This is a genomic window from Mesonia aquimarina (assembly GCF_003667275.1).
Taxonomy (GTDB): Bacteria; Bacteroidota; Bacteroidia; order Flavobacteriales; family Flavobacteriaceae; genus Mesonia; species Mesonia aquimarina.
Genome location: NZ_RCNV01000003.1, coordinates 63207 through 85147 on the forward strand (window position 1 = coordinate 63207; position 21941 = coordinate 85147).

Here is a 21941-nt window from a genome sequence, read left to right on the forward strand (position 1 = left end):
AATTTTATTCCCACTCAATCGTAGCAGGTGGCTTAGAGCTAATATCGTACACTACTCTATTAACGCCTTTTACACGATTTATTATAGTATTTGATGTTTTTTGTAAAAATTCATGTGGTAAATCTACCCAATCTGCAGTCATTCCATCAGTAGATTCTACAGCACGAAGAGCAACTACTTTTTCATAAGTACGTTCATCTCCCATTACTCCTACAGAACTCACTGGTAGTAAAATTGCGCCGGCTTGCCACACTTTATCATACAACATCCAATCTTTTAGTCCTTGTATAAATATGTGATCTACTTCTTGTAACACACGAACTTTTTCTGCTGTAATATCACCTAAAATACGAATTGCTAAACCTGGTCCGGGAAATGGATGTCTTCCTAATAATTCAGGATCAATGCCCATTTCTGCTCCTACTCTACGCACCTCATCTTTAAACAACATGCGTAAAGGCTCTACAATTTTTAATTTCATAAAGTCAGGTAAACCACCAACATTATGATGTGATTTTATAGTTGCAGAAGGCCCATTTACTGAAATAGATTCAATAACATCTGGGTAAATTGTACCCTGTGCTAAAAAAGTTACACCGGTAATTTCATGCGCCTCATCATCAAAAACTTCAATAAAAGTGTTTCCTATCTTTTTTCGTTTTTCTTCAGGATCACTTATACCTTTTAGAGCATCTAAAAAACGTGCAGAAGAATCTACACCCTTTACATTTAAGCCCATGTCTTTGTATTGATCTAGTACGCTATCAAATTCATTCTTACGCAAAAGACCATTGTTTACAAAAATACAGTATAAATTATCACCAATAGCTTTGTTTAATAAAACCGCCGCAACAGTAGAATCTACTCCACCACTAAGACCTAAAACAACTTTTTCATTACCAATTTGTTGTTTTAAATCTGCTACCGTCATATCAACAAAAGCCTCTGGTGTCCACTCTTGTTCAACTTTAGAGATTTTAACTAAGAAATTTTCTAGTAATTGTTTTCCATCGGTTGAATGATAAACTTCTGGGTGAAATTGTATAGCATACGTTTCTTCGCCATCAATTCTATATGCTGCATTTAGTACGTCGTGCGTACTTGCTAAACGAACGCCATTTTTTGGTAATTCTTTAATAGTGTCACTATGCGACATCCAAACTTGCGAATTTTCAGTAATATCATCAAAAAGCATTTCTGCATCTTTAATTACCGAAAGATTGGCTCTACCATATTCTCTTGTTTCTGATGGTTCTACTTTTCCGCCATGAAAATGAGCTAAGTATTGTGCTCCGTAGCAAACGGCTAACATTGGCACTTTACCTCTAATTTTTGATAAATCTGGATGCGGGGCATCTTCAGCTCTGACAGAAAACGGACTTCCAGAAAGGATTACCGCTTTAAATTCTGAAACATTCTCAGGTATTTTATGGAATGGATGAATTTCGCAGTAAATATTTAATTCTCTTACTCTTCGCGCAATTAATTGCGTGTACTGCGAACCGAAATCTAATATAAGTACGTTATTTTGCATAGGCAAAAGTAATCATTTGCGATAAAAATTAAAGGGCAAATTTCAGATTTTTATTCATTTAAAATAAGTAAAAGTTATACCTTACAGAAAGCCAATTACTTCATAGAGGCTAAAATTTCTTCGATATCTTTTTCTGTGGTATCTGGATTGATAAAGCAAAAACGAGAAATAGTTTCTGACTCTCCATTTTTGGTCCATTTAGTTGGAGTTACTAAAGCAAAACCAGATTTATGATTTTCGTAAGTCCAATCTCTATAATCCTCTGCCGTCCATCCTTTTCTCCTAAACAAAACACAAGATAAACTTGGCTCTCTTACCAACTCTAAATGTGGTGTTTCTTCAATTTGTTTAGCAGCATTAATCGCTAAACTTAGCCCCCGTTCTATAGCTTCGGTATATTTTTCGGTTCCGTGCATTGCCAGAGAAAACCATAACGGCAAACCACGCAAACGTCTGGTTAATTGAATTTGATAATCTGCAGGATTAAAACCCTGTGCACCTTCATCTTTAAAGATATCTAAATAAGCACCTTTTTGCGAATGGGCGTTTTTAGCGAGTTCTAAATCTTTATAAATTACCGCACCACAATCATACGGAGAAAACATCCATTTATGCGGATCTATAGTAATGCTATCTGCGCGTTCTATTCCGTTAAATAAATGCCTAACCGAAGGAGCTGCCAACGCACCACCACCATAAGCTGCATCTACGTGAAACCAAAGTTGTTCTTTTTCGCAAACATCGGCTACGGTATCTAGTTCATCTATAATTCCCGCATTTGTGGTTCCGCCGGTTGCCACTACCGCAAAGAGACGTTTTCTGTCAAACTCGCTTAAATTATCAATGGCTTTTTGCAACCATTTTCCTGTTAATCGATCATCTTCATCATCATCAACTAAAATAATATCTGCATCAATAACTTTTGCCATCGATTTTACAGATGAATGCGCTCCGTTAGAAGTGATTAAAAGGGCTCTAAAAGCTCTATTTTCTTCATTTTGATCTCGCCAAGCTTCACGAGCTGCAATCATTGCCGAAAGATTTGCTGAAGTACCGCCACTGGTAAAAACACCAAAAGCACCTTCGGGTAAACCGGTTAAAGAAACTAACCACTTCATGGCTTGGTTTTCACAAAAAATTCCGCCGGCACCCGTCATCCAATAAGCACCGTGCATACTTGATGCAGAAGTAACCAAATCAAATAAAGTTGCTGCTCTGGTAGGTGCTGCTGGTACAAATGCTAAATGCCTTGGGTGATCTGCAGGAACAGTTGCTTTTACAAAAACATCTTTAAATAACTCAAATGCTTTTTCGCCACCAATTCCTTTTTCGGTGACTGTTTCTCCCACTAACTTTAGTAAATCTTCTTCTTTTTTGGGAGAGCCCATTTCTGGAGCAGTATTTGAAATTCTATGAATGGCATATTTCATAATATCTAAGGTCATTTCAACCGTATCGATATCAATGGAGTGCATACTTTTCATGATGGTTATTTTTTTTGCGAAAACCTAGATTCGCTTTTTATGATAGGTAAATAATTGAAAATTCTTGTTGAAGTGGATTTAATTCTTGCTTTAATTGCTGAATTAAACCTTTACCATAAGCTTGATAAAATTCACTAAAATTAGCCTGACGCTCTTGTAAATTTTGCTTCGGAAATAATTGATCTTGTAAATTTACTAAACGATCTAGCTCGTCTTTTAATTTTCTCTTTTGCGCTTTTAGCAAGCGTTTCTCTAAATGAGACAATCCGTTAATTTGTTTTTTTTCTTGCGCTGCAACTGCTCCCACAAAAGATTTATCTGTTTTTTCTGCTAAAGCATATAAATCTTCAAATTGTTGCTGAAGGTGTTTTTTTTGCACAGAAAAATCAATATCAATTTTAGAAATTTCATTGGTGCGCTTTGTTTCTAAGTCGGATTGATTTAAAAATAAATCGGTTACACGTAGATTTAAATTCTTTATTTTTTTGTCTTGTTTTTCTGTAATTAACAAGGCAGAATTTCGTAATAATAAGATTGGAAATGGAATTTTTTCTACTTCAAAAAACTCTTTTAATTGTAACCAGTAAGCCAACTCTCCGCCACCGCCAATGTAGCAAAGGTTTGGTAATATTACTTCTTGGTATAAAGGACGCATAATTACGTTTGGCGAAAAACGTTCCGGATAATTTTCTATTTCCTTTAAAAGTTCATTTTCGGTAAAACGGATTTCAGTTTCATGAACAAAATATAAATCTTCTTCTTTTATGATTCTTTCTCGAAGATTCTCTTTTAAATAAAATAGATTGATTTCACGCGGATTTACTTGAATTTTAAAACCTTCACTTTCTAACTTCTCAGTGGTTTCTGTAACTTTTTTAAAAGAAGTCTGTTTTATTAACTCATTTTTTACAAATGGGCTAAACTCTTTTTTTAAAGCTTTATCGTTTCCATCTAAAATTACCAAACCATATTTCCCGAATAATTCATTTGCTAAAAACCGTGTAGCTTCGGTTAAAGTTGCGTGTTCCGTATATGCTTTTTTGAAAATGCTTTTTATATATTCTGCATTTTCAGAACTGTTTAATTTTGAAGAAAATTGCTCTAAAACTTCTTGTAATCCTTCTGTTGAAAGTTCTCCTACAGCTCCTTTCGATTCTTTTTTCCACTGAATTTTTTCTTCATTAAAATTAAAGAAATTAATTTCCTCAAAATCATGATCTTCCGTTGCCATCCAATAAATTGGCACAAAATTTTTATCGGGATATTTTTCAGCTAAACTTTCGGTTAAATTTAGTGTTGATATTATTTTATATAGAAAATAAAGTGGTCCGGTAAATAAATTTAATTGATGACCGGTTGTTACCGTAAATGTATTTTCTTGAGCTAAGGCTTGTATATTTTCTTCAGTTGAGGCTGAAATCAACATATTTTTGTATTGCTGCTGAAGACTTTTTACTAAAACTTTTCTGGTTTTAGTTGAATAGTTTTTTTGTTTTTCTTGAAGCTGTTTTTCAAAATTTTCTAAGCTGGGAAAATGTTGATAAAATTGTTGAAGTGATTTTTTTTCAGCTAAATAATCTATTATTAGTTTAGAAAAATAAAAAGTCTCTTCGTAAGAAATACAGTCGGCCATAAGTAAGAAAATCTTGAAAGTGCAAAGATAAGTTTATCTCATATTTTTTCTACTAATTTTTAGTTAAAGGCTGAAAGCAAGATTAACCTATAATAATTATCATTGTTATCTGGTAAAGAATTAAGACCGCTTTGCTTTTAGAACCAAGAAACAAGACTTGACTGTAACTAACTGATAAACAATAATAAAATTAATTAGCATTACTACCTTTATATTTTTACAAAAAGCAAAGCGTCATATTTTGAAAGCATTTGAAACTCAATTGTAATAGTTCTTTATGTTAATTCAACAAATTTCACTCGGACTCGAACGAATAATTATAGATAAGACTGTTCTATGATTGCACGTTATCTAGCATAAAACTGTATGGTCACCCTAAATCTAATTCAGGGTTTCATATTCTAAATATTGATTTTTAACACTGTATGAAATTTCGTATCAAGCCCGAGATGACGAAAATCACAATTATCACAAGTAACAAATATCCTAAAAAGTAGAAGCATAAAAAAGCCGAAACAAAACTTCGGCTTTTAGAAATAAAAATTCAATATTTTTTTATGAATTTATCGGGACACCGTACAAATCAAAATCGGCAGCTTCGGTAATTTTAATTTCTGTTAAATCTCCGGTTTTTAAATAATGTTGAGTAGCATCAATTAATACTTCATTATCTACATCAGGAGAATCATACTCAGTTCTTCCAACAAAATAATTACCTTCTTTCCTATCAATTACGCATTTAAACGTTTGCCCTATTTTTTGTTGATTAAGCTCCCAAGAAATCTGCGATTGAATTTCCATAATTTCGTTAGCACGTTCTTGTTTAACATCTTCAGGAACATCGTCTTCTAAATTATACGCATGTGTGTTTTCTTCGTGTGAATATGTAAAACAACCTAAACGCTCAAAACGCATTTCTTTTACCCATTCTTTTAATTCTTGAAAATGCGCTTCGGTTTCTCCCGGATAACCAACAATAAGTGTCGTTCTTATTGCCATTTGTGGCACGATTTCTCTGAATTTATAAATTAAATCAGTCGTCTTTTTATGAGTAGTTCCGCGACGCATAGATTTCAGTAAATCATCAGAGATATGCTGTAACGGAATATCTAAATAATTACAAACTTTTGGCTCTTCGTTTATTACATCTAATACATCCATTGGGAAACCGGTAGGAAATGCATAATGCAAACGAATCCATTCTATCCCTTCGACTTTTACCAATGCACGGAGTAATTCTGCTAAGTTTCTCTTTTTATAAAGATCTAATCCGTAATAGGTTAAATCTTGCGCTATAAGAATCAATTCTTTTACACCATCTCTTGCTAAACCTTCGGCTTCTTTTACCAATTGTTCAATCGGAGTAGATTTATGTCCACCACGCATTAATGGAATCGCACAAAATGAACACGGACGGTCACAACCTTCAGCAATTTTTAAAAATGCATAATTTTTTGGAGTAGTTGTAACACGTTCTCCTAATAGTTCGTGTTTATAATCGGCTCCTAATGCTTTTAAAAGTGAAGGCAATTCTGTTGTTCCAAAGTATTGATCAACATTCGGAATTTCTTTTTCTAAATCAGGTTTATAGCGTTCAGAAAGACATCCAGTTACAAAGACTTTATCTACAATTCCTGCTTCTTTCTTCTGAGCAAAATCTAAAATTGTATTTACCGATTGTTCTTTAGCATTATCTATAAATCCGCAGGTGTTAATAACAACTACGTTACCTTCTTCTTCGTGAACAACCTCTTTATTATTAGCTTTTAATTGTCCCATCAACACTTCAGAATCATAGATATTCTTACTACAACCCAGCGTTACTACATTAATCTTGTTCTTCTTCCGTGATTTTGTTCGCATAATTTTTTAAAATGTGTGCAAAGATACAAAATCTTATTTTGAACCTTTTTGAAACTATTTTTTGGGGTTAGGACTGAATAATTAAAAGTTTATCTACAAGGTCTTTTGAAGATATTGCATGAAAGTGAATTCATAATAGCGCATAAAAGAAACTAGTAAAACACCTAAAATAACATACCACCAAGAAAACTTATTGTTTCTTGTCATCCACAGACCGATAATTGCAAAAATTAAATATGGTAGACTTAGTATTAGATTAGGGATTACAGCCATTCCTTTAAAAGCTGCAATAACTTTCATAACCACATAAAAAACGCTGTAGAAGAAAATCACTTTGCATATGGTTGCCTTAGTTCGCTCTTTTGAAAATGGCTTTGGTCTATTTTCGTTATCCATTATTTAAATACTTTGTTTGAAGAATGAATCTACAAATTCCATTTTATTGAAAATTTGCAAATCTTCTATTCCTTCCCCTACGCCAATGTATTTTACAGGAATTTGAAATTGGTCACTTATACCAATTACTACACCCCCTTTTGCTGTACCGTCAAGTTTTGTAACGGCGAGAGAAGTTACTTCTGTCGCGGCGGTAAATTGTTTTGCTTGTTCAAAAGCATTCTGCCCGGTAGAACCATCTAGCACTAGTAAAACTTCGTCAGGAACATCATCAACAACTTTTTTCATAACGCGTTTAACCTTAGTTAATTCATTCATTAAATTAACTTTATTGTGTAACCTTCCGGCAGTATCTATAATTACAACATCGGCATCATGTTTAACAGCACTTTGAATAGTATCAAAAGCCACAGAAGCTGGATCGCTTCCCATTTTTTGCTTCACAATAGGAACATCTACTCGATCTGCCCAAATTTGTAATTGATCTATAGCTGCTGCTCTAAATGTATCTGCTGCACCTAAAACTACTTTCTTACCTTGCTTTTTAAATTGATGCGCTAACTTGCCGATTGTAGTTGTTTTCCCTACACCGTTTACACCAACAACCATTATTACGTATGGTTTTTTTTCTGGCAATGGAAAACTAGCATGATCTCCAGAACCGGTTTCACTTAAAAGAGCGGCAATTTCTTCTCGAAGAATTTTGTCAAGTTCGTCTGTACCTAAATATTTATCGCGAGCTACACGCTCTTCAATACGATCTATAATTTTTATTGTTGTAGCAACTCCAACATCGCTAGATACGAGTACTTCTTCTAAATCATCTAAAACTTCATCATCAACTTTTGACTTTCCGGCAACTGCTTTACTAAGTTTACCAAAAAAACTTGATTTAGATTTTTCTAGCCCTTTATCTAAGGTTTCCTTTTTTTCTTTTGAAAATATTTTCTTAAATAACCCCATATATACTCGTATTTGCGTTAGGGATAAAGGCTTTGTTGGAGCTCATTTGTTTACTCAAAAAACAAATAGCGACTGCCGATAGCCCGACCCCGTTAAAACGGGGTAACGCCCTAATTATTTTTAAAAAGCAAATATACACAAAACAAAAAAGCCGTCCCGAAAAAACGGAACGGCTTTTTTATTATATAATGAACTTATTTTTTCTTGAAAAAGTCATTTACCTGGTCTGGTGCCATAATTTGCTCTACAAATGTATATGCTCCAGTTTTTTCTGACTTCACCATTTTTACAGCTTTGGTAAGTCTTTTAGATCCCGTTTGTAATGATGCTACCGATTTCTTTGCCATAACTTATTACTTTATTTCTTTGTGAACCGTCATTTTATTAAGAATTGGGTTAAATTTCTTTAACTCCATTCTATCCGGCGTATTCTTTTTATTTTTAGTTGTAATGTATCTTGAAGTACCTGGTTTTCCAGATGACTTATGCTCTGTACATTCTAATATAACCTGAACTCTATTTCCTTTCTTTGCCATTTCTCTTAGGTATTAAAGGGTTTGATTACTTTTTTAAGAATCCTTTTGCTCTTGCATCTTTGATGACAGCAGAGATCCCTCTTTTGTTAATATTTTTTAAAGCAGATGTAGATACTTTTAAGGTAATCCATTTATCTTCTTCAGGAATATAAAAACGTTTTTTAACTAAATTCGCATTGAATTTACGTTTAGTTTTATTCATTGCGTGAGAAACGTTATTCCCAACCATTGCTTTCTTCCCGGTAAGTTCACAAACTCTTGACATTTTTTCTGATCTTTTCTCGTTATTTCAAAACAGGATGCAAATTAACAATTTTTTTACCTAACTTACAACTATTACTTTATAAATTTTAATTTATTTCTTCCAATTCTTTCAGCAACAGCTCAAAAGCTTTATTTACTGCTTTTTCTGTAACTTTTTCTCGTTGATTTCCTAAATTGAATTCAAAACTTTTTACTGTACTTGAAGTGGCTACTGCAATAAAAACAGTACCAATATCTGCCTCACTGTCTCCTTTTGTAGGGCCGGCATTTCCGGTTGTGGCAACAGCAAAATCTGAATTAAACAATTTTTGCGTACGTATTGCCATTTCTTCAGTGATTTCTGCACTTACTACTGAGTATTTTTCAATAAAATCTTTAGGAATATTAAGGACATCATTTTTTGCTGATGTGGCATAAGTAACAATACTTCCTTTAAAAAATAAAGAAGCTCCCGGGATTGATGTAAAACGAGCTGCAATTTTTCCGCCAGTACAACTCTCGGCAGTAGCCACACTCCATTCATTTAAAGTGAGGTATTTTGCGATTCGCTCTTCAATATTTTCTTCTTCTTCGTAACCTTTTATTATATCACCAATTAAATGATGTAAACCTTTAATTTGTTCGTCTATTGCTGAAATTAATTTCTGTTCGTTATCACCCCTTGCTGATAAACGCAACCTTACTCTACCTAATCCAGGTAAATACGCTAACTTTATAAAATTTGGCAAGTTATTTTCCCAAGATCCAATTTTCTGAGCAATGGTACTTTCGCCAACACCGTAGGTTAGAACAGTTTTATGAATTATATATGGGCGCTGAAACCGATCTTTTATTAGCGGAATTACTTGATCGGTCAACAGGCTTTTCATTTCAAAAGGGACACCCGGTAAAGAAACATACACTACATTATTTTCTTCAAAAAACATTCCCGGAGCTGTGCCGTACGCATTATGAAGCGCAATTGCTTTTGAGGGCAACATAGCCTGATCTCTATTTAAATCTGAAATTTCTGTGTCTAATTTTTCAAATAGTTTTTCAATATGTGTCAGAACACTTTGATGATGTGTTAACTCATCTTGAAAATAAGTACATAAAGTTTTTTTTGTTATATCATCATTTGTAGGACCTAGCCCTCCAGTGAGAATAATAACTTTTGCACGTTTTGAAGCTTGTTTTAAGCTATCTAAAATATGCTGTTCTTCATCTTGAATAGATGTTATTTGCGCTACATCTATTCCTATTTTATTAAACTCTTTTGCAATGAAAGCAGAATTTGTATCAATTATCTGACCTATAAGAATTTCATCGCCAATGGTAATTATTTCTGCATTCATAAAAATCAATTAGAGATTAAAATCTTCTTTTAATTCTTTACAAGCAGTTAGAACAGTTTCTGAAACACTATTAGCGTAAGGTAAAATTTCTTCTTTCGTAGAATCGCTTTTTGCCCAACCTTCTATTTTTTTAACTTCTGGCGCAAGGTCTAATCCAAAAATAATTAAGTTTGGTTTCATTTTGTGTGCGCTTTGATATGCTAATTGAGCATTACCGTTTTCTACAGCTTCGTTCATCGCTCTAATATCTTCTGGCAATTCTTCAATAAAAGTGGTTACCATTTCAAGAATAAATTCTTGATCGCCTCCTGCCATTTCTTCAACTTGCTCTAAATTATACTTTTTCATTTTCTTACTTCTTAAATCACTTTACATCTATAGCAAATACACTTTTTTGCTCTATAAATCCTTCTAAACGATCATTTTTTTCTACCGGACCAACTCCTGCGGGTGTTCCTGTAAAAATAACATCACCTATTTTTAAGGTAAAAAACTGCGAAATATACGCAATTAATTGGTCTATTTTATATATCATTTGCTCGGTATTACCTTGCTGAACGGTTTCTCCATTCTTTTCTAAATGAAATGAAAGTGACTGAATATTAGTGAAATTTTCTTTTGAAAACCAATGTTGCCCAATTACGGCTGCACCATCAAATCCTTTTGCTTTTTCCCAAGGCAATCCTTTTTCTTTAAGTTTTTGCTGCAAATCTCTTGCCGTAAAATCTATTCCTAAACTAATTTGATCGTAATATTTATGAGCAAATTTTTCTTGTATAAATTTACCTACTTTTTTTATACGAACCAACACCTCTACTTCATAGTGAACATTTGAAGAAAAATCTGGAATAAAAAAGGGTTGTTTTTTTAGTAAAACCGATGTGTCTGGTTTTAAAAACAATACTGGATCGGTCGGTTTTTCATTTTTTAATTCGTCAATATGCTTTGCATAATTTCTACCTACACAAATTATTTTCATAAACCCCTAATTTAATTTTTCTGAGAGTTTTCTTAATTTAATTGCGGTAAGCACTTTTTTTGTATAAAGCGGAAAATCAGCATTTTGCATCCATCCATAATAACCCGGCTCTTCATCTAGTACTTTCTCTACTAATTTGCCACGGTGTTTACCAAAAGAGAATATTTCTTTACCTTCTTTATTATAAGCTAGTAAACCCGCAAAATCTGCAAATTTTTTATGTGCACTAAATTCTGCTAACCATTTGGTATCATTTTCTAAGTCTGGGTAACGATCTAATTGTGATTCTAAAACTTCAAAAGTAGCCATTGTATCTGCTTCAGCACTGTGAGCGTTTTCTAAATTTTTATCGCAATAAAATTTATAAGCGGCTTCTAATGTTCTCTTTTCTTTTTTATGAAAAATTGTCTGTACATCAATTGCAACAGCATTTTTAATATCAAAATCTATTTCTACTCTTAAAAATTCTTCTGCTAAAAGTGGAATATCAAAACGATTACTATTGTATCCGCCAAGATCGCAACCTTTAATAAATTCGAATATTTTTTTTGAAAGTGCTTTAAAGGTTGGTTCTCCAGCCACATCTTCATTAGAAATTCCGTGTATTTTTGTTACTTCAGGCGGAATCGGCATTTCTGGATTTACCCTAAGCGTTATGCTTTCTTTATTACCATTAGGAAACACTTTAAGAATAGCAATTTCTACGATTCTGTCTTTAGCTATATTTGTTCCGGTAGTTTCTAAATCGAAAAAACAAATAGGCTTTGTTAGGTTTAATTTCATTGCAATAGAATTTGACAGCAAAGGTACTACAAGGTAGCGAAGTGATAAAAAAAATAGCCTGTTTTAAAATATTTTTTTAATTTTAGTCCTCAAAAATATTTCAGTTCTAACTAAACTGAATTTTTTAATTGACTAAAACTTATAACAACAACCAAAAAACGCCCGATAATTCGGGCGTTTTTTTATTTATATCTACAAGAAATTAAATATCTCTATTCTCATCAAAAGCTTCTAAGTATTGTGCAACACGTTGCACAAATTGACCGCCTAGAGCTCCGTTTACCACACGGTGATCATAACTATGAGATAAGAACATTTTCATTCTAATACCAATAAAATCTCCATCTGGCGTTTCTATAACTGCCGGTACTTTACGGATTGCTCCTAAAGCTAAAATACCTACTTGTGGTTGATTGATAATTGGAGTTCCCATAATACTTCCAAAGGTTCCCACATTGGTTACTGTATACGTTCCCCCTTGTGTATCGTCTGGTTTTAATTTTCCGTTTCTGGCTCTGTTTGCTAAATCATTAACTTGTTTAGCCATTCCTATTAAATTTAACTGATCGGCTTTTTTAATTACCGGAACAATTAAGTTTCCATCTGGTAAAGCAGCAGCCATTCCTAAATTAATATCTTTTCTTTTTATGATTTTATCACCATCAACAGAAATATTAATTAATGGGAAATCTTTAATAGCTTTTGTTACCGCTTCCATAAAGATTGGGGTAAAAGTAAGCTTCTCTCCTTCTCTTTTTTGGAATTCGTTTTTTACTTTATTCCTCCAGTTCCAAATTTTAGTAACATCAACTTCTATAAATGATTGAACATGAGCTGAAGTTTGTACTGAATTTACCATATGATGAGAAATCATTTTGCCCATTCTAGACATTTCAATAATTTCATCTTCACCATTTACACTTACTGGTGCAGCAGCTGGTTTTGGTGCGGCGGCTACAGAAGTTTTATTTGATTGTTGCTTTTTAGCTGTTTCTTGCGGAGCATTTTGACGATTTTCTATGTATGCTAAAATATCGTTTTTAGTAACTCTTCCATCTTTTCCTGTTCCTTGAACTTTTTCTAATTCTTCTAGGCTAATATTTTCTTCTGAAGCAATACTTTTTACCAATGGAGAATAAAAACGTTCTGAATCAGAAAAATCCTGCTGACCTGTACTTTCTTGAGCTTTATTAACCGTATCTTGAACAGCTTCTACATTTTCTTTAGTTGCTGGAGTTTCTGAAGTACTTTCTGTTTCTGGAGCTTCATCTCCATCTGTTTCAATTATAGCTACAGCTTGCCCTACTTGTACCACATCATCTACATCAAAAAGCATTTCAACCAAGGTACCTTCAACTTCACTAGGCACTTCGCTATCTACTTTATCTGTTGCTATTTCTAAAACGGCTTCATCTTCTTCAATTCTCTCTCCTACTTCTTTCAGCCAATTGGTTACGGTTGCTTCCGCAACACTTTCTCCCATTTTGGGTAATTTCAGTTCAAATTTTGCCATATTTATAACCCGAAGGTGCTTTTTTTGTTATCGGTTGCGAATTTAATTAAAAAATGCTTTTCTTAGTAATAATATTTCAAACTTTTAGATTTTAATAACATCTCCTTTTCCTGTATTGCTATCGCTACCGATGATAAAATTAAAATTTGTTGGTTTTATACGAAAATAATTCTGTCCTTTTTTCTGATTTTCCATGATACTAAAAATTTTCTTTAATGCCATAAATTTTGAATCAAAAACAAATAAAGAATTATTGATTTTCTTTGTTGATATTTTTTCAGGATTCAAATAATTAAAGGTAACCCCTTCAATCCTTGGTGTTTTCTCATCCTTAGAAACCCAGTACGTTTGTTTGTAATCTATAATTTCGCTTTGAGCTGAAGAAAAAGAATGGCGCAGTTTTGCCATTTGTAAAGCTAAAGTAACGGCAGAATTTAAAAAAAAATTTTGCTTAAAATGTTTATGGTAAAAAATCTGCATTGCGCCATAAAATCTTTTTCTATAAATTTTATCTTTATTGGTACTTTCACCTTTATAATGCAAAACCGTTTCTGATCCTACATAATAATTTTTATAACCAAATTTCAAGAATTTATAACTTAAGTCTATATCTTCTCCATACATAAAGTAATCTTCGTCAAGACCGCCAACTTCTATATAGCGATCTTTTCTCATCAACATAAAAGCACCGACTAAAATGTCCACTTCTCCTTCTTTATCTGAACCTAGGTTTGAATAATACTTACTTGAATTTCCTATTAATTTTTGAAATGCTATTTGGGGTGTAGGTAAATTGCGTTTACTTTCCGGTAAAAAAAAGCCTCTACCATCTATTAATTTAACTCCTAAAGCTCCAATATGCTCATGTTTTTCTGCAAAAAGCAAAGTTTTTTCAAAAACTGTTTCACTAACCACCGTATCAGGATTTAGCAAACAAATATATTTTCCACGAGCAATTTTCACTCCTTGATTATTACCTTTACTAAAGCCACCATTTTTAGTATTTTCTATTAGGATAACTTCAGGAAAGTGTTTTTTCACCAGTGTGCAACTTTCATCCTCAGAATTATTATCAACAACAATAATTTCTGATTCAATATTTTCTACCGCTTTCTTTACACTCCAAATACATTGAAGTAAATAAAAAGGAACTTTGTAATTTAAAATAATAACCGATAAATGCACTTACTGACTTTTAAGTGAGTTTTCAAAAGGAACTCGATTAGTTATACTTCTTCCTAAAGTAATTTCGTCTGCATATTCCAATTCATCACCAACGCCAATTCCTCTTGCAATTGTAGACATATTAACCTCAGAATTCTCTAATTGTTTATAAATATAAAAGTTTGTAGTATCTCCTTCCATAGTACTGCTTAGTGCAAAAATAAGCTCTTTAATTTCTCCCTCTTTAACTTTTTCTACTAGTGAATTTATAGTTAATTGACCAGGACCAATTCCATCCATTGGACTAATTTTTCCTCCCAAAACATGATACAAACCTCGAAATTGACTCGTGTTTTCTATAGCCATAACGTCACGAACGTCTTCTACAACGCAAACCAAACTTTTATCACGAGAAGTATTAGCACAAATTGCACATAATTCTGTATCACTAATATTATGACACTTTTTGCAGAAATTTATTTCAGTTCTTAAATCGACTAATGCTTTTGCTAAATGTGCTGTTTGACTTTCTGGTTGACGTAATAAATGTAAAACCAAACGCAAAGCTGTACGCTTACCAATACCTGGCAATTGCGACATCTCTGAAACAGCATTACTTAACAATTTCGAAGAAAATTCCATAGCCGCAAATTTACAATTTTAAAAAGGCTATTTTATAAACTTTTAAATTTTATTAATAAAAAAGCCTGATGATTATCTCATCAGGCTTTTTATAATGTGCGGGCGGAGAGACTCGAACTCTCACGCCGTGAAGCACTAGATCCTAAGTCTAGCGTATATTGCACCAAATTGAAACAAAGTCATTCATTTTCAATTGATTATACGATTCTACATTTTCTTTAATATCATCTAATATCAATTGATTTCAACATTTGTTGTACCTATGTTGTACCTGAAAAGAACAATAATTTCGTATCTTTATGGTGTACTTAGGTAAAGGAATACATTCAAAATGGAATGTTGTACCTATGTTGTACCTGATTTGACTTTCGTACTCAAAACAGGTCAATTATGTCATCAAACGCAAAGATAGTTCTACGTAAAAAACCAAACAGTAAAGGGCTTTACCCATTAGCTGTTCGAATTACAAAAAATCGTCGTTCAACATATCAATATATAGGTCATTATATTGACATAGAGGATTGGGACGAAAAAAATATTCGAGTAAGAAAGTCTAATTCAAATGCTGATAGTTTAAACAAGTTGCTATCACAGGAACTCTCGAACGCCAATAAAGCACTTATTGACTTACAATCCGAGCATAAAGATGCATCTGCCAACCAAATCAAAAAAGAGATATATGCCTCGGGAAACTCTGCTACCTTTTTTGAACTAGCACAAGAGCATCTGGACGAATTGGAAATCGCCGAAAAATTAAACCGCTTATCTACGGATAGTGCTTTGGTTAGCTATATCATAAAGTTTAATAAATCAAAACAGTTGGCTTTTCAGGAAATTAACGAACGCTTCCTAAAAAAGCTGATGATATATTTGAAAGCCAAACACGAACTTTCAGAAACATCAGTAATGAACATCTTAGTCCTCATTAGGTTGTTGTTCAACAGAGCTATTAAGCTCAAAATAGTTAGTAGGGAATTATATCCTTTTGGTGGTGACAAGATTAAAATTAAGTTTCCAGAAACAAGCAAAGTCGGGTTGAATATTATTGAAGTAAGAGCCATAGAAGCTCTTGAGAATTTAACTTTGAGTGAAATACACACTCGAAATGTCTGGCTCTTTAGTTTTAATTTTGCCGGAATGCGAGTTACCGATGTATTGTGGACAAAGTGGTCTGACATATACGACAAAAGGTTGCATTATAGAATGAACAAAAACTCAAAATTACTATCATTAAAAATTCCAGATAAGGTTTTCAAAATTTTAGATTATTACAAAGAAGACAAAAGATATGCAACCGATTTTGTTTTTCCCGAATTGAAAAAAGCGAATCTCGATGATGCAAAAGATGTCTATAACAAGAGAAAGACAGCTACCAAGAAATTTAATGACAACTTAAAATCTATAGCTAAAAAGGCGAAAATTGATAAGAAAATTACAATGCATATTGCGAGGCATACCTTTGGCAATATTGCTGGTGATACCATCCATCCCTTTATGCTGCAAAAATTGTATCGTCATAGCGATTTAAAAACCACATTGAACTATCAAGCTAATTTTATTCACAAAGAAGCAGATGATGCTTTGGATAGTGTGGTAAATTTTTGAACTATTATCAGCCATCTGCAAATATTTTAAAGTCATATTTCAACATATTCAATTGCCATTCCCTTACCTTTACCAACATAATTTTATGTTTATGGTGTTAAAGGTTAAATGGACTGAATTTAAAAGTAGTCTTGAAAATTTTCAGTCCGAAGGAAATGCGCTTATTAAAAAATATAAAGCAGCAAGAACTGAGGATTTATTAAATGAATTGAAAGAGGAAAAACAATCGTGGGAAAGCGATGTAATCAGTTATGTAAAGGCTTCTTTTGACCCTGAACACACCAATTTTGCATACGAGTTTAAGGCTCAACAAGGATATAATTTCGGAATGAAATTAGGTATCGACCAAAGAGTCAAAAACACTATTCAAACCATTAAAGATGAAATTAATGGGCTTGATTACTATTTAAAAATATTATTCATTTCAGATGCTATTGTGCGAGCTGATGACATTGATTTAGAAGAGCGTAAAAACCTTGATACCGAAGGCATTCTTGATCTTATACTTTCTAAACTATATGAACTGTATAATGATGGGAAATACTATTCTATTAAGTGGATTCTTGAAGGTAACGGCCTAAAGTTAGGTGGGCGTAGCGAAGATTGGGACTATGGTAGAATGCTTGAAGAACGAGGCCTTATTGAGACTATGAATGGTCGTGAGGTAAATGCCAAACTAAAACTTGAGGGAAAGTATGCCATTGAACAAGCCAGAAAATCCCAAGTGCCCGACTACTCAAAAATTAGCGATTCTGATGAAGAATTAAAAACACTTCTCAAAGAGGTACTTGCCGAAGTTAAAAGATCAGGATATGGTCAGCAAATCATCTTCGATGAGTTTGATGAGCTGCGCAAAGACATTCCGCATCTTAGCAAAAAATCGTTTGGTCAGTTATTAAAATCAAAACTTGGCGATTTGGTCGCAGCCAAAGCCTTTGACAAAGCTATCGCCAGCGACATATTCAAACAATTTACTAACCAAATATTTCCATTTTAACGTATGAGAATATGGGCAGGTATTAAAAATAGAATAGTTCAATTCTTCCGAAAAGAACCACCACCAGAATATGAGGTGACAGAATATGTGTTTTCGGATAGACAACCTCTTGATGGTTCTTCGACCATTTCATTTTTCGTAAACAATCCCAAGCCAGATGTAAGTGTTACCAGAACTTTTGATAGCGAAGACCAAGCCGTTAATTGGCTTATGGAAAATCGAGATTTCAAAAAGATGTTATTTAGTAATGTATTTCCATCCGCAAATTCGGTGAAATACCAATGTGGCGTTAAAGAACCTATCACAATCCCAAACAAAATGCCAGGGGATATTGACATTCTTCTGTATGAACAAGGAAAGGAACAAAATGCGGTTGGAATAGAATGTAAAATAGTAAAAACCGAATCGCTTGAAAATCAACCACCAAAAATAAACAAGATTACAAGCGTTCAAAAAAAGGGAACTATTCAGGCAAATGGATATACCGAAATTGGATTCAACAGGGTTTATCTGCTAATCATACTATTGGATGATGGCCGGCATTACAAAAACCCCAATGTTATGTTCAGAACTACACCTTTTAAATGGTTGAAAGAATTGTATGGTTTTGACTGGCAAACCCGAATGAGTGATGATATTGGAATTATTTACGTTCACATAAATCAATTTACTACTAACCATATAAATCAGACCAAAGGATTGGGATTGCGTGTAGAACGTGAAGCAATACCAATTTTACAACCTGAAGAACTAACTGATAAAATCAAAAAACTGGATTCATAGGATAATTTGAAACGTAAAGGAACTTGCAGGATATGCGGAAATCATAGTAAACTAACGTTTGAGCACGTTACACGAGAGTGTAAACTGAACTCTCTATAGTTTGCCTGATTCATTTTCTCAAGTGCTCGGTTCTTGCCTAAAACATTCCACCAACATCCCATAAAGTTCTGGATGTTTTCTTTTTAGTAAATCCGCTCGTTCAAAAAAATACTCTGAAGCAACCGCAAAGAATTCAGCTTGATTTGTTCCACCATATTTACGAATATCTGAATGGTTATCGTTAATCGCTTCCATTTCTTTATGGATTAAGTTTAACCAAGGTATGGCATATTGATGTTCCATTAGCCGCTCTGGCACACCGTCTGTTCTATCGTCCAACTTATCTATAAGGTGCACAAATTCGTGTATGCCAGTATTGCTTTTATCGGTTGTATTTTTAAAGCCGTGGTACAATGCTTTCTTGGAAAGTATCATCTGTTTCTCGAACCTTCCATTTCCAACTATTCCACCAATATTCCGTGAGTTATCCTTACTGCTAAATTGCATATCCTCATTAAAATTATCAGGATATAAAAGGATGCCACTTAAATTTGTGTAGTGCCATTCCTTGAAGCCAAAAACTGGAATGACGGCACTTGCTGCAATTAAAACCTTATCCAACTCTTCCAGTTCAAACTGCACAGCATCGATATAGACCTCACTTAAAAATAGCATCATTTTTTGCTGAAAAATTAGCTGTGCGTCTTTTGATAGATTTCTATAAAACAGCACATTATCCGTCAATAATTTATGCCAATGTTCTGGAAATGGCTTTACACTATGACGTTTTGCTTTTCTATAAAAATGAACAGCAAAAAGAACAATCACAACCGAAATAAAAATATAAGCCATATTAAAAACGTATTAATCTACAGGTTCGGCCTTAAATCCCACTTTTTGCAAAGTCGCCTTTACATCTTCTTCGGTTACACCATCGCTTTCAATGGTTAGGATTTTATCAGGATTAGAGGTATCTACTTCCCAACTTTCTACACCTTCTTGTTTGTTTAAAAAAGGGGTGACTTTTGATACGCACCCACCACAATTGATATTTGTTTTAAATTTTAAAGTTTTCATAGTATTGAATTTATTTATTATTAAAGTTTTACTCGTTTAAGTCTTAAGCTATTTGCAACTACGGATACACTACTGAATGCCATTGCTGCACCTGCAATCATCGGATCCAACAAAAACCCATTTACAGGATAAAGAACTCCCGCTGCAATTGGAATGCCAATAATGTTGTAAATAAATGCCCAGAATAAGTTCTGACGTATGCCCAACACGGTTCTTTTTGATAGTTTCAATGCTTTTGGGATAGATTGTAAATCTGATGTTATCAAGGTCATTTTTGCTACATCCATTGCGATATCCGAACCTTTGCCCATAGCAATACTCACATTGGCTTGCGCCAGGGCGTGCGAATCGTTGATACCATCGCCCACCATTGCTACTATCTTTCCGTCCGCCTGTAATTTTTCGACAAAAGCCGCTTTGTCCGAAGGCATCACTTCTCCTTGGTAATTTGTTATTCCTACTTGTTTTGCGACAGCAGATGCGGTTTTATTGTTATCTCCAGTAAGCATATAGACCTCAATGCCTCGTTCTTGAAGTGTTGCTATGGCCATTTTTGAAGTTTCCTTAATCTTGTCTGCAATGGCGAGTATCGCCAGCACTTGTTTTTCATTGCCAAAGAAAATGACGGTTTTCGCTTGCTCTTCGAGACTTTCTGCTGTTTGCATCAAGGAAGCATCGATTTGAATATTTTTCTCAAGCATTAGTTTATGGTTTCCAACATAGTATGGTGAACCATTTTCTGTTTGAGCTTTCACACCTTTTCCTGTAATACTTTCAAAAGAAGCAATTTCAGCTTTTTCAATATTTTCATCTTTTAAGTGATTGACTACAGCTTCCGCCAAAGGGTGTTCTGATTGTGCTTCAATAGCTAGAAGAACTTTTTTGTATTCGTTGATATCTTCGAGTTTATCCTTCCAAAATATATCAGTTACTAAAGGCTTTCCTTCTGTAATTGTACCTGTTTTATCAAGAATGACAGCATTCACTTTATGACCGAGTTCTAAACTTTCGGCATCCTTTATAAGGATATTATTTTCTGCGCCTTTACCAATTCCCACCATAATGGCGGTAGGTGTTGCCAATCCCAAAGCACAAGGACAGGCGATTACCAATACTGCTACAGAGGTCAATAAGGCTTGTGAAAAGGCATTATCGCCTCCTAAAGACATCCAAACAATGAAGGTTACAATGGAAATACCCAATACCACAGGAACGAAAATACCGGCAATCTTATCGACCAGTTTTTGAACGGGTGCCTTACTCCCTTGCGCTTGCTGAACCATTTTAATGATTTGGGAAAGCAGGGTTTCTCCACCTACTTTTTCAGCGGTAAATTGAAAACTTCCTTTTTGATTAACGGTACCAGCGAATACCTTTTCCCCTTGGGATTTCTGAACTGGAACGGGTTCTCCAGTAATCATACTTTCATCTACATATGAGCTTCCCTTGGAAACTTCGCCATCCACGGGAATCTTTTCTCCGGGACGCACCAAAATGGTCTGACCAACCTGTACGGATGAAATAGGGATTTCCCTCTCTTCCCCATTCTCAATAATTTTAAGGGTTTTAGGCTGAAGCCCCATTAGTTTTTTAATGGCTGAAGATGTATTTGATTTTGCCTTTTCTTCCAATAGTTTCCCCAAGGAAATAAAGGTGATAATCACGGTAGCCGCTTCGTAATATACGTGAGGCTCGATGCCACGACTTAACCAAAATTCAGGAAAAAAGGTATTGAATACACTAAAGAGGAAGGCGATTCCGGTACTCAACGCCACCAAGGTATCCATATTTGCTTTACCGTGTTTGGCCTGCTTGAAGGCATTGATGAAAAAACTGCGCCCAAACCAAAAAAGAATTGGAAAGGCCAATACCAATGAAATCCATTTGCCTGGTTCCCATTGCATAAAAAACATTCCTAATACAAAAATGGGAAGGGTAAGTATCGCCGACCAGATGGTTCGGTTTTTTATGTCCTGATAATGCTTTTGCTGAAGTTCTTGCTGTACTTCCGAAGGGTCTTCGGCATCAATTATAATATCGTAACCGACCTCACGAAGCGCGTTTTGAAGTTGATTTGGACTCAACTCCTTGTCATATTCCACAAGAACGGAACTATTGGCAAAATTAACACTTGCATCAAACACACCTTCTGTGTGTTTTAATACAGATTCAACACTCGCTGCACAAGAGGCACAGGTCATTCCCGTAACTGGAAATGATTCTTTCACACCCTGTTTATGATTCTTCTTTTTGGTTTCAAATATGTTGATTGTCTCCATAAATCCGTTCTTATTTGTATGTTACAAATTTCAGGATTAAAAGACTGTAATGTGTTACGTTATATGCTGAATG

22 protein-coding genes are annotated in these 21941 nt (G+C 34.1%); 3 read left to right on the forward strand and 19 right to left on the reverse strand.

Translation table 11 applies throughout. The annotated features are described in order from the left end of the window. Positions 1-4 precede the first annotated feature (4 nt). The 16 genes from guaA to recR form a co-directional block, all read right to left on the reverse strand. On the reverse strand, positions 5-1534 hold the full coding sequence (guaA, locus tag D9R05_RS05685; RefSeq protein ID WP_121666280.1) for a glutamine-hydrolyzing GMP synthase: 1530 nt from the start codon (positions 1532-1534) through the stop codon (positions 5-7). Between the two features lie 95 nt (positions 1535-1629). Next, positions 1630-3018 (reverse strand): pyridoxal phosphate-dependent decarboxylase family protein, encoded by a 1389-nt coding sequence (locus tag D9R05_RS05690; protein WP_121666281.1) that lies wholly within the window; start codon positions 3016-3018, stop codon positions 1630-1632. Between the two features lie 37 nt (positions 3019-3055). Further along, positions 3056-4651 (reverse strand): bacillithiol biosynthesis cysteine-adding enzyme BshC, encoded by a 1596-nt coding sequence (gene bshC, locus D9R05_RS05695; RefSeq protein ID WP_121666282.1) that lies wholly within the window; start codon positions 4649-4651, stop codon positions 3056-3058. A 555-nt stretch (positions 4652-5206) separates the two neighbouring features. Continuing rightward, complete coding sequence (gene rimO / locus D9R05_RS05700; protein WP_121666283.1) at positions 5207-6514, reverse strand: 30S ribosomal protein S12 methylthiotransferase RimO; 1308 nt, start codon at positions 6512-6514, stop codon at positions 5207-5209. A gap of 93 nt (positions 6515-6607) precedes the next feature. Continuing rightward, positions 6608-6910 (reverse strand): hypothetical protein, encoded by a 303-nt coding sequence (locus D9R05_RS05705; protein ID WP_121666284.1) that lies wholly within the window; start codon positions 6908-6910, stop codon positions 6608-6610. Positions 6911-6913: 3 nt separating this feature from the next. Next, positions 6914-7873, reverse strand: coding sequence for a signal recognition particle-docking protein FtsY (gene ftsY, locus D9R05_RS05710; RefSeq protein WP_121666285.1), 960 nt, complete (start codon positions 7871-7873; stop codon positions 6914-6916). Positions 7874-8067: 194 nt separating this feature from the next. Then, positions 8068-8220 carry a DUF4295 domain-containing protein gene (locus D9R05_RS05715; RefSeq protein ID WP_121666286.1) on the reverse strand — a complete coding sequence of 51 codons (153 nt, stop codon included), beginning with the start codon at positions 8218-8220 and terminating at the stop codon, positions 8068-8070. Between the two features lie 6 nt (positions 8221-8226). After that, positions 8227-8409 carry a 50S ribosomal protein L33 gene (gene rpmG / locus D9R05_RS05720; RefSeq protein ID WP_121666287.1) on the reverse strand — a complete coding sequence of 61 codons (183 nt, stop codon included), beginning with the start codon at positions 8407-8409 and terminating at the stop codon, positions 8227-8229. Between the two features lie 25 nt (positions 8410-8434). After that, positions 8435-8674, reverse strand: a complete 240-nt coding sequence (rpmB, locus tag D9R05_RS05725) for a 50S ribosomal protein L28 (protein WP_121666288.1) — start codon at positions 8672-8674, stop codon at positions 8435-8437. Positions 8675-8759: 85 nt separating this feature from the next. Continuing rightward, complete coding sequence (locus D9R05_RS05730) at positions 8760-10007, reverse strand: competence/damage-inducible protein A (protein WP_121666289.1); 1248 nt, start codon at positions 10005-10007, stop codon at positions 8760-8762. A gap of 9 nt (positions 10008-10016) precedes the next feature. Then, a complete protein-coding gene (locus tag D9R05_RS05735; RefSeq protein ID WP_121666290.1) occupies positions 10017-10355 on the reverse strand; it encodes an Hpt domain-containing protein in 339 nt (112 codons plus the stop codon). A 16-nt stretch (positions 10356-10371) separates the two neighbouring features. Next, a complete protein-coding gene (locus tag D9R05_RS05740) occupies positions 10372-10986 on the reverse strand; it encodes a fumarylacetoacetate hydrolase family protein (protein WP_121666291.1) in 615 nt (204 codons plus the stop codon). Between the two features lie 6 nt (positions 10987-10992). Further along, positions 10993-11769 carry a 3'-5' exonuclease gene (locus tag D9R05_RS05745; RefSeq protein ID WP_121666292.1) on the reverse strand — a complete coding sequence of 259 codons (777 nt, stop codon included), beginning with the start codon at positions 11767-11769 and terminating at the stop codon, positions 10993-10995. A 202-nt stretch (positions 11770-11971) separates the two neighbouring features. Beyond that, positions 11972-13282, reverse strand: a complete 1311-nt coding sequence (locus D9R05_RS05750; RefSeq protein WP_121666293.1) for a dihydrolipoamide acetyltransferase family protein — start codon at positions 13280-13282, stop codon at positions 11972-11974. Positions 13283-13366: 84 nt separating this feature from the next. After that, complete coding sequence (locus D9R05_RS05755; protein WP_121666294.1) at positions 13367-14467, reverse strand: glycosyltransferase family 2 protein; 1101 nt, start codon at positions 14465-14467, stop codon at positions 13367-13369. Then, positions 14468-15088 (reverse strand): recombination mediator RecR, encoded by a 621-nt coding sequence (gene recR, locus D9R05_RS05760; protein WP_121666295.1) that lies wholly within the window; start codon positions 15086-15088, stop codon positions 14468-14470. 390 nt (positions 15089-15478) lie between these two features. Between recR and D9R05_RS05765 the strand changes: the two genes are divergently transcribed. The 3 genes from D9R05_RS05765 (at position 15479) to D9R05_RS05775 (ending at position 18473) form a co-directional block, all read left to right on the forward strand. Then, the gene (locus tag D9R05_RS05765) at positions 15479-16693 is read left to right on the forward strand and encodes a site-specific integrase (RefSeq protein ID WP_013072776.1); all 1215 of its coding nucleotides are present in this window, start codon (positions 15479-15481) and stop codon (positions 16691-16693) included. A gap of 91 nt (positions 16694-16784) precedes the next feature. Then, positions 16785-17690 (forward strand): hypothetical protein, encoded by a 906-nt coding sequence (locus D9R05_RS05770; RefSeq protein ID WP_240462943.1) that lies wholly within the window; start codon positions 16785-16787, stop codon positions 17688-17690. A gap of 3 nt (positions 17691-17693) precedes the next feature. Next, a complete protein-coding gene (locus D9R05_RS05775; protein WP_013072778.1) occupies positions 17694-18473 on the forward strand; it encodes a hypothetical protein in 780 nt (259 codons plus the stop codon). A 117-nt stretch (positions 18474-18590) separates the two neighbouring features. Here the strand turns inward: D9R05_RS05775 and D9R05_RS05780 are convergent, their stop codons facing one another. Genes D9R05_RS05780 through D9R05_RS05790 form a run of 3 tightly spaced genes read right to left on the reverse strand, consistent with a single transcriptional unit; the run spans position 18591 to position 21868 of the window. Next, positions 18591-19364 carry a M90 family metallopeptidase gene (locus D9R05_RS05780; protein ID WP_110473885.1) on the reverse strand — a complete coding sequence of 258 codons (774 nt, stop codon included), beginning with the start codon at positions 19362-19364 and terminating at the stop codon, positions 18591-18593. 12 nt (positions 19365-19376) lie between these two features. Then, positions 19377-19589 carry a heavy-metal-associated domain-containing protein gene (locus tag D9R05_RS05785; RefSeq protein ID WP_008616468.1) on the reverse strand — a complete coding sequence of 71 codons (213 nt, stop codon included), beginning with the start codon at positions 19587-19589 and terminating at the stop codon, positions 19377-19379. 20 nt (positions 19590-19609) lie between these two features. Continuing rightward, complete coding sequence (locus D9R05_RS05790; RefSeq protein ID WP_121666297.1) at positions 19610-21868, reverse strand: heavy metal translocating P-type ATPase; 2259 nt, start codon at positions 21866-21868, stop codon at positions 19610-19612. Positions 21869-21941: the final 73 nt, after the last annotated feature.